Origin of the sequence: Paraburkholderia metrosideri, from assembly GCF_904848625.1 — a bacterium.
Taxonomy (GTDB): domain Bacteria; phylum Pseudomonadota; class Gammaproteobacteria; order Burkholderiales; family Burkholderiaceae; genus Paraburkholderia; species Paraburkholderia metrosideri.
In genome coordinates this window covers 67646-76127 of sequence record NZ_CAJHCP010000022.1, presented here as the reverse complement: position 1 = coordinate 76127, position 8482 = coordinate 67646, and the positions used below count along the sequence as shown (strand labels likewise).

8 protein-coding genes are annotated in these 8482 nt (G+C 63.2%); 3 read left to right on the top strand and 5 right to left on the bottom strand.

The genetic code is table 11. The features are described from left to right. Positions 1 to 230: 230 nt before the first annotated feature. The 5 genes from mtgA to mpl form a co-directional block, all read right to left on the bottom strand. Complete coding sequence (gene mtgA, locus LMG28727_RS32280; RefSeq protein ID WP_201646367.1) at positions 231 to 953, bottom strand: monofunctional biosynthetic peptidoglycan transglycosylase; 723 nt, start codon at positions 951 to 953, stop codon at positions 231 to 233. 49 nt (positions 954 to 1002) lie between these two features. Beyond that, the gene (gene aroE, locus LMG28727_RS32275) at positions 1003 to 1866 is read right to left on the bottom strand and encodes a shikimate dehydrogenase (protein ID WP_201646366.1); all 864 of its coding nucleotides are present in this window, start codon (positions 1864 to 1866) and stop codon (positions 1003 to 1005) included. Continuing rightward, positions 1863 to 3992, bottom strand: coding sequence for a ribonuclease catalytic domain-containing protein (locus tag LMG28727_RS32270; RefSeq protein ID WP_201646365.1), 2130 nt, complete (start codon positions 3990 to 3992; stop codon positions 1863 to 1865). Before LMG28727_RS32270 ends, aroE begins: the two co-directional genes overlap by 4 nt. Positions 3993 to 4385: 393 nt before the next feature. Continuing rightward, on the bottom strand, positions 4386 to 4988 hold the full coding sequence (locus tag LMG28727_RS32265; RefSeq protein ID WP_201646364.1) for a YqiA/YcfP family alpha/beta fold hydrolase: 603 nt from the start codon (positions 4986 to 4988) through the stop codon (positions 4386 to 4388). Then, positions 4985 to 6379, bottom strand: coding sequence for a UDP-N-acetylmuramate:L-alanyl-gamma-D-glutamyl-meso-diaminopimelate ligase (gene mpl / locus LMG28727_RS32260; protein WP_201646363.1), 1395 nt, complete (start codon positions 6377 to 6379; stop codon positions 4985 to 4987). Before mpl ends, LMG28727_RS32265 begins: the two co-directional genes overlap by 4 nt. 202 nt (positions 6380 to 6581) lie before the next feature. Between mpl and LMG28727_RS32255 the strand changes: the two genes are divergently transcribed. The 3 genes from LMG28727_RS32255 to aroQ all read left to right on the top strand — a co-directional run bounded on the left by LMG28727_RS32255 (position 6582) and on the right by aroQ (position 8449). Next, positions 6582 to 7235, top strand: a complete 654-nt coding sequence (locus tag LMG28727_RS32255) for a UDP-N-acetylmuramate--alanine ligase (RefSeq protein WP_201646362.1) — start codon at positions 6582 to 6584, stop codon at positions 7233 to 7235. 15 nt (positions 7236 to 7250) lie between these two features. Then, positions 7251 to 7799 carry a TlpA family protein disulfide reductase gene (locus LMG28727_RS32250; RefSeq protein ID WP_201646361.1) on the top strand — a complete coding sequence of 183 codons (549 nt, stop codon included), beginning with the start codon at positions 7251 to 7253 and terminating at the stop codon, positions 7797 to 7799. A gap of 194 nt (positions 7800 to 7993) precedes the next feature. After that, positions 7994 to 8449: a type II 3-dehydroquinate dehydratase gene (gene aroQ, locus LMG28727_RS32245; RefSeq protein ID WP_201646360.1), complete on the top strand. Its 456-nt coding sequence runs from the start codon at positions 7994 to 7996 to the stop codon at positions 8447 to 8449. The last annotated feature ends 33 nt before the right edge of the window (positions 8450 to 8482 follow it).

Here is an 8482-nt window from a genome sequence, read left to right as displayed (position 1 = left end):
TCTTTGCGGCGGCAAAGAAAGTGAGTGCCGCCCCGCACAGGGGCAGTGCTAATAGACCACCGTGAACACAAGGAAAGGCCAACGCCCAAAGAACACACCCAAGGCGGCTCCCAGCCAAAGCACCCAGCCAACGGCCAACGCCAATAACCATCCCGAAGGGAAATCCAAAAAACGCCAACCCCGCACGAACACAGAAAAAAAACCCCGCCCCGCCGGGCAAACCCACCCTTTTAATCGGGCAATTCCGCCGCCCCCATCCGCCGCGCAATCACGCGCGCGCGCTGAACCAGATACGCCGAACCCCGATGGTCGTCGAAATACTTGGGCCGGGGCAACATCACCGCCAGTCGGGCCGACTGCCCCGCCGTCAACTTGCTGGCCGACGTCTTGTAGTAATACTGCGCCGCCGCTTCAGCACCATACACACCATTACCCCATTCAACGGAGTTGAGATAAATCTCAAAGATGCGTTCCTTGTCCATCAACGTCTCAAGCATCCACGTGATGATCAACTCCTGGCCTTTGCGGATATAGCTCTTCTCCCGCGATAAAAACAGATTCCGCGCCAGCTGTTGGGTAATCGTCGAGCCACCCCGAACAATCTTGCCCTTGGCCTTGTTCCGCTCCCAGGCTTGCAAAATCGCGTCGGTTTCATAACCGTTGTTATTGACGAAATTCGCGTCTTCGGAAGCGATGATCGCGCGCTTCAGATTGTGCGAAATCTGGTCATACGGCACCCACGTATGTTGCAGCGACACACCCGGCCGTTCCTTCGGAAGCGTCCACGCATCGGAACGCATGAACGCCGTCGACTGCGGATTGACGGTGTTCCATATCGCGATCTGCGCGAAGTAGTAAGCCTGCGTCGCAAGCCATGCGATCAGCAGCACGGCGCCCAGATAGAACGCCCATCGCACCGGACCTGGCCGGCTCGCACGCCGCGTTGCTGTCATGGTGCTTCCGGTCCCCGCTTCGAAGAGTTCAGAGAATGCAAACGCGGCCTTATGCGTGCGACGGCGCCGTCAGCAATGCGCGCAATTCAGCCAGCACCGGCGCGCCGTCAGGCCGCACACCGCGCCATATAAAAAACGATTCGGCGGCCTGCTCGACCAGCATGCCGAGCCCGTCGGCGCCGCGCGCGCCCAGCTTGCTCGCGTGCTCCATGAAAACCGTGGGATGCGCGCTGTACATCATGTCGTACGCCAGCGTGCCGTTGCCGAACGCGCTGTCGTCGCACTCGGGCAACGACGCGTCCAGACTGCCGGCCGTCGCGTTGACGATCACGTCGTACGTGCCTGGATCGATCGCCCGGGCGCTGCCGCCAGTCAGCCGGCATGAAGCGTCGCGGGCAGCCTGCGCAAACTGATCGACTAGCGCCTCAGCCTTCGCCGCCGTGCGATTGACGATGGTCAACGTATGCGGCGCGCGGTCCAGCATCGGCAAGACGACGCCGCGTGCCGCACCGCCGGCGCCCAGCAAAAGAATGCGCGCATCCTTCAACGACACGCCGAGATTCACCTCGATGTCACGCACGAGGCCGAAGCCGTCGGTGTTGTCGCCGTAGATTCCGTTCGAATCGATCCGCAACGTGTTCACCGCACCCGCCGCCGCCGCGCGCGGCGACAACGTGCTGGCGAACGCATGCGCGTCGAGCTTGAACGGCACGGTCACGTTGAGACCGCGCCCGCCTGCATCGATAAAAGCGCGCACGTGCGCCACGAACGCGTCGACCGGAGCCAGCAGGTGGCCGTATTCGACCGGCTCGCCGGTTTGCTCAGCAAAGCGCCCGTGGATAAACGGCGATTTGCTATGACCCACCGGGTTGCCGATGACCGCATAGCGGTCGCGTGTTGCGTTCGTGTTCATCGTCCCGGCTCCGCAATGTGCTGATCGGCGGCGCGGGTAGCGTCGGTGTTCTCCCCGTCGTCAGAGGCGGCTGCGTCGTCCGCATTCGCTTCGCCGTCGAGGTCGGCTTCGGCCTGAGCCTCGGCTTCGCCTTCGGCGCTGTCGTCGGCCGCGTCGATCAGCTCTTCGTCGCTTTCGTCCGCTTCTTCGGCTTCTTCCGCTTCATTGCCGCTCGTCACGGTCGGTGCGTCGAGCACGTGCAGCAGACGCACGGAAGCTTCGACCGTCAATTCGTCGAGCGACATCACTTCCATCTGCAAACGCGTGCCGCGTGCGTGCACACCGAGACCCGGCACATGCAGCAGCAACGGAATCTCTTCGAGACGGACAAGATCGCCCTTCACCACCGAGGCCACCACCTGCTTGCGGTTTTCCTGTTTCAGCCAGCGCAGACACCAGAAGTACTCCATCCGGCGCTGATGATCGGCGTACGCGGTGTACGTGTCGTCGAAACCTTGCACGACGGCGAACAGATCGGCATCTTTCGGCTTGAACGGCGCGGCCAGCTTGGCGGTCACGCCATGTTGCACGCAGGCGATCAACTGCCACTGATTCACCAGATCGGTATAGCGACGCAGCGGCGACGTGCTCCACGCGTATTGCGTGACACCCAGGCCTTCGTGCGGCGCGGCGTTGGTCTGCATGCGCGTGCGCTTCGGGCCGGTCGGCGCGCCGAACGCGCGCTGCGTGCGGTAAATGCCCGGTACGCCGTGATCATGCAGGAACGCGCCCCATGACGAGTTCGCGAGAATCGCCAGCTCGGCGACGATCGTGTCGAGCGGCGAGCCACGCCGGCGCGGCGTGATCGTGATGTGCTCGCCTTCCACGTAGAAGTTGAAGTCGGTATTGCGCTGCACTTCGCGGCGCAGGCCATAGCCGGCCCGCGCAGTCTGGCGCTTTTCGAACAGCGCCTGCGCAAACGGCCACAGCACCGCGATGTCGTCTTTGTGCAGATACTCGCCGGTACCGTTGGCCAGAGCCTCTTCGGTGACCAGCTCGTCGAGCGTGTTGTGACGCAGGTTGTTCGCGACGAACACGCGCTCGGCGCGCGTTTCGCTCGCGACGATTTCCTGCGTCTCGCGATTGATGATCACGTACAGCGACAACGCGGGGCGCAAACCACCTTCAGCCAGCGTGAACGCTTCGACCACGCTATCGGGCAGCATCGTGATCTTGTCGCCGGGCATATACACGGTCGACAAACGCGTGCGCGCAATCTCGTCCACTTCGTCGCCACGCTGGATACCGAGCGCCGGCGCGGCGATGTGCACGCCGATCCGCACGCGGCCGTCGGCCAGATGCTCGACGGAGAACGCGTCGTCGATTTCGGTCGTGGTGATGTCGTCGATCGAGAATGCCTGCACGTTGGCTTCCGGCAGATCCTCCGGCAAGCTGCCTGCGGTGACAGGCGGAAAACCGGTGCCATGCGGGAAAAACTCGGCGAGGAACTTCGCCTCATGCAACGCCCGCGCGGACGGAATCGCGCCGCACTCGAGCATCAGACGCGCCTGCGAAATGCCCCGCGCAGCCGCAGCATTTTCAAGCGCCTTGTATTCGATCGTGTTCTTGTCCGGCTTGGTCAGCAGCATGAGCGCGGTCTTGCCGGCCAATGCGTCCGGCAGACGACCCGCCTTCAACTCTTCCTCGTAGCCCTGCTGAACCAGCGCCTGCTGACGCTTGCGTTCGAGCCCGGCCAGCGCCATCTTCAACTGTTCCTGCGGCGCGCGCTGATACATGCCTCGGCCCTTGCGGCGGAAGTACACCGGCGCGCCGTGCATGCGCAATATCAACGCCGCGCGCTCGATGGAACCGAAGTGTTCGCCGAAATATTCAGCGCCGAGCGTCGCAAACGGGAATTCCTCGTCCGGCGCGCATTCCCACAGAAAGTCCAGATCGATATCCTGCGCGACGGTGTCGGCCTGCTGCATCAGTTCGGCCGCGCTCGGCTTTTCGAATTCGATCAGCACGTCTTTCGCGCGCACCTTGGCACGCCGGCCGCCCGGCAACTCGACCTGAAAAGCATCGCCCTGGCGCGACAGCACGCTGCCCGCCTTGAAACTGCCCGATTCCTCGAAGAAAACGTTCACTCAATACTCTCGTTCTGTCTTGCATCTGCCGGCGCGCCCGATCCTGTTCGGCGATCGGTCACTGCGTGCGCGGCACGGCAACGTGTTCGTGGTAGTGGATCCGCGGCGCGATACGCGCGCCAGCGGGTTGAATCTGGTGAAATCTGGTGACGGACGACGGTTGGCTGCAGGCGTTCGCGGGACGCTTCAGTTGCCTTCGGTTATGCCGTGCACCGTCGAATCTTTTCTTCCGTAGCAGCTCGGTGACTGCCGGGTTGCCACCTGGCTGCTTAAGCTCGCCAGCCTTTTTGCCGTGAGCCCGTTAAGCTGGCCCTCTTTCCCGTCAGCCGCAAAAGCCTGCCCAACGCGCCATGTCTACCCGGTCACGTCAGGCGGTCTCGCCGTCCCGCCGTCTCAAGCGGCTTCGCGCGGCGCGGGCGGCTCGATATCTTCTGCGTCGCAAAACGCCAGCACCTCGTCGGCGTATTGCGCGAACTCGCTGATCGCGTGGTCACTCCCTTCGATCAGCGTAGTGCGTGCGCCCGGATAGTGCGCAAGCATTTCGCGGTAATCGAGCACTTCGTCGCCGGTGGCGGCCATCAAATAATAGCGTTCGGGCCGCGTGATCGATGCGACGCCGAGCGCGCGCAATTCATCAAGATGATGCGGTTCGACAACGATACTGCCGCCGCCATGCCACAACGGCTGTTCGCCGAGGTAGGCGCTCAGGTCGCGCTGCGGCACCACCGCCGGGTTCAGCAGCACAGCCGGCCACCCGTGCTTTTCCGCCAGGTAGGTCGCGAAATAGCCGCCGAGCGAACTGCCGATCACCGTGACGTTCTTCGGTTTTGCATCGGCAACCAGTGATTCGGTGAGCGCTACCGTCTCGAACGGTGAGACCGGCAGCATCGGACAGCACCATTCGTCGCCACGCCCCAATTCCAGTAGACGCGCCGCCAATACGCGCGCCTTGAACGAATTGGGCGACGAGCGGAAACCGTGCAGATAGAGAATCACGAAGCGCCTCGCGCGGAAAGTGCGTCGAGCAGCTTCTGATGCACGCCGCCGAAGCCGCCGTTGCTCATCACCAGAATCTGGTCGCCGGGGCGCGCTGCATGGACCACCGCTTTGACGAGCGCGTCGAGATTGTCGAAGGCTTGCGCTTTGCCGCCGAGCGGCGCGAGCGCTGCGCCGAGATTCCAGCCGAGCGCGTCGCGGCCCGCCGGCGCGCCGTAGCCGAATACGAGGTCGGCGTCGGCGAGGCTGGCGGGTAGCTGCGCTTTCATCACGCCCAGCTTCATCGTGTTCGAACGCGGCTCCAGCACGGCGAGAATCCGCGTGTTATCGCGGCCGACCCGCGCGCGCAGCCCGGCCACGGTGGTGTCGATCGCGGTGGGGTGATGCGCGAAGTCGTCGTACACGGTCACACCGTCGACGCTGCCGCGCACTTCCATGCGGCGCTTCACATTACGGAAGCTCGCCAGCGACTGCGCAGCCTGCGCTGGCGGCACGCCGACATGGCGCGCGGCGGCGATTGCGGCCAATGCGTTCATCCGGTTGTGCTCGCCCTGCACCTGCCAGTCGACCACGCCGACGCGCTCGCTGTTGTGATACACGGCAAACTGTTCGTCGACGGGAACGCCGTCTTCCGCAGGCAAGGTTTCCCAGCCGCCCTGCACGCCGAAACGCTCGACTTCGCTCCAGCAACCGCGCGTCAGCACGCGCTCAAGGGCGTCTTCGCGGCCGTTCGTCACGATCCGGCCGATGCCCGGCACCGTGCGCACCAGGTGATGGAACTGCGTTTCGATCGCGGCCAGATCCGGGAAGATGTCGGCGTGATCGAATTCAAGGTTGTTCAGAACCGCCGTTTTCGGCCGGTAATGGACGAACTTCGAGCGCTTGTCGAAGAACGCGGTGTCGTACTCGTCGGCTTCGATCACGAAGAAGCTCGAATCGGTCAGCCGCGCCGACACGCCGAAATTCAGCGGCACCCCGCCGATCAGGAAACCGGGGTTAAGGCCTGCATCTTCCAGCAGCCACGTCAGCATCGAACTGGTGGTCGTCTTGCCATGCGTGCCGGCCACCGCCAGCACCCATTTGCCGTTCAGCACGTGCTCGCCCAGCCATTGCGGGCCGGAAACATACGGCAGACCGCGGTCGAGAATCGCTTCCATCAGCGGGTTGCCGCGCGACACCACATTGCCGATCACGAACAGGTCGGCGTTCAGACCGTTCAACTGGTCCGCGTCATACCCTTCGATCAGGCGAATGCCTTGCGCCTCGAGCTGCGTGCTCATGGGCGGATAGACGCCGGCGTCGCAACCCGTCACGGTGTGGCCCGCGCCGCGCGCGAGAACCGCTAGTCCGCCCATGAACGTGCCGCAGATGCCGAGGATGTGGATATGCATAAGCCTGTCGTGCCGCGCGGGCGTTTTTTTGCGAGGGATGGGAGTGCAGCAAAACGGCCGGAACGACCGTCTGCAAAGGACGCTATTGTAACCGACAGGTTCGACTGCCCCCATCGAGCGTTGCCGCGCGCCGCGCTTGCCCGGCGCGCGGGGCGCGCCCCGCCTGGAAAGGCCTGTCGTCAATCTCTAGTATGATTGACGGATGGTTCGCAAATCACATTTCGATCCGCAGCGCGTGCGCGAGGAAATCGCCATAGCAGCTGCGCGCATGATCGCCGAAGACGGTCTGGACTACGCCACGGCCAAGCGCAAAGCGGCCCGACAGGTTGTCGGCGAGACGCGTGTTGCCGGCGAATGGCTGCCGGATAACGACCAGATAGAAGAAGAAATCCGCGAGTACCAGTCGCTCTTCCAGGGCGACAGCCAGCCGGTGCTGCTGCGGCGGCTGCGCCGTATCGCGATCGACTGGATGGAGCGGCTGGCCCCCTTTCATCCCTATCTGACGGGTGCGGTGCTGGGCGGAACAGCCGGTGAGCATTCAGACATTCATCTGCAGGTGTTTTGCGACAACCCGAAGGAAGTCGCGATCTACTTCCTGAACGCGAACATTCAATATGACGTGTCCGAGACCCGCCACTTCGCCGGGCGTGGCTACGTCGAAACGTTGAGCTTCCTGTGGCGCCCCGCGAACGAAGGGCGCGACGCGGAACCGGCGGGCATCCACGTTGCGCTGTATGAATCGGACGACCTGCGCGGCGCGGTACGGGCCGACGCCCGTGGCCGCACGGCGCGAGCGAATCTGCAGGCGGTTCAGGCGCTGCTCGACAGCAGCGAAGCAACCCCTTCCACTAATTAGACCGACCCACAATCAATGAATACGAGACGGATTCTGGCAGGCGCAGTGGTAGCAATCGTCGCGGCGGGCGGTGGTGTGCTGGCCAATCATTGGCTGAATGGCGACACCGAGGTCGCGCACGCCGCCCAGCCCACCGCTCACCAGAGCGCGGTCGATCAACTGTGGGCCGCGCCTGTCACGAACGTCGACGGGAAGCCGCAGTCGCTAAGCATGCTTAAAGGCCACCCAATCGTCGTCAACTTCTGGGCGTCGTGGTGCGGACCGTGTGTGGAGGAAATGCCGGCGCTTTCCCAACTTCAGCGCGAATACGCGAAGAAAGGGATCCAGTTCGTCGGACTTGGCGTCGATTCGGACAAAAACGTCCAGGCGTTCCTGCAGAAGGTGAAGGTAGCGTACCCGGTCTATGTCACCGGTTTCGGCGGCGCTGACCTTGCGCGGGCGTTCGGCAATAACGCCGGCGGCCTGCCCTTTACGGTCGTGATCGACGCGAAAGGCAATGTCCGCTCGACAAAATTAGGACAGATCGACCCCGCCGTCCTCCGGCAGACCCTCGACGCGCTTTAAATATCACATTCTTTTGACGCTCAGTTACCGTCGGAACGAGCGAAAATGCACGCAAATCGCGCGAATTTGAGAGAAGATGCGCGTCCGGCGTGACGACACGGTCGTCGCGCCATCGTTCCTTATGTGCGGGAAACTAGACAAGTTTCTCTAATCAGCGCTAAAGTGCGCCCAATTCCACGGAAAAAGAAGCGACCATGACGCGACTGCTGGTACTGCACGGACCCAACCTCAACCTTCTCGGCACCCGGGAACCCGAGGTCTACGGTCGCGTGACCTTGCCGCAGATCGACCAGGCGCTGGCGGACCGCGCAGCGGACGCACGCGTCGAGCTGGCGTCGTTCCAGAGCAACCACGAAGGCGCTCTGGTCGACCGCATCCAATCCGCCCGGACTGAGCAAACCGATTTCATACTGATCAATCCCGCCGCGTACACGCACACCAGCGTGGCCATTCGGGACGCACTGGCGGGGGTCGGCATCCCGTTCGTCGAGATTCATCTGTCGAACGTGCATCGTCGCGAACCGTTCCGGCATCACTCGTATTTCTCCGACCAGGCTGAGGGCGTGATTTGCGGCCTCGGCTGGAAGGGATATCTATACGCGCTCGAATTCGCGCTCGACCGGCTCGCCGCCGGCTCGTCGCGCGGCTGAATCCAAACACGACTAATTTGAGCCGGCTCTCGC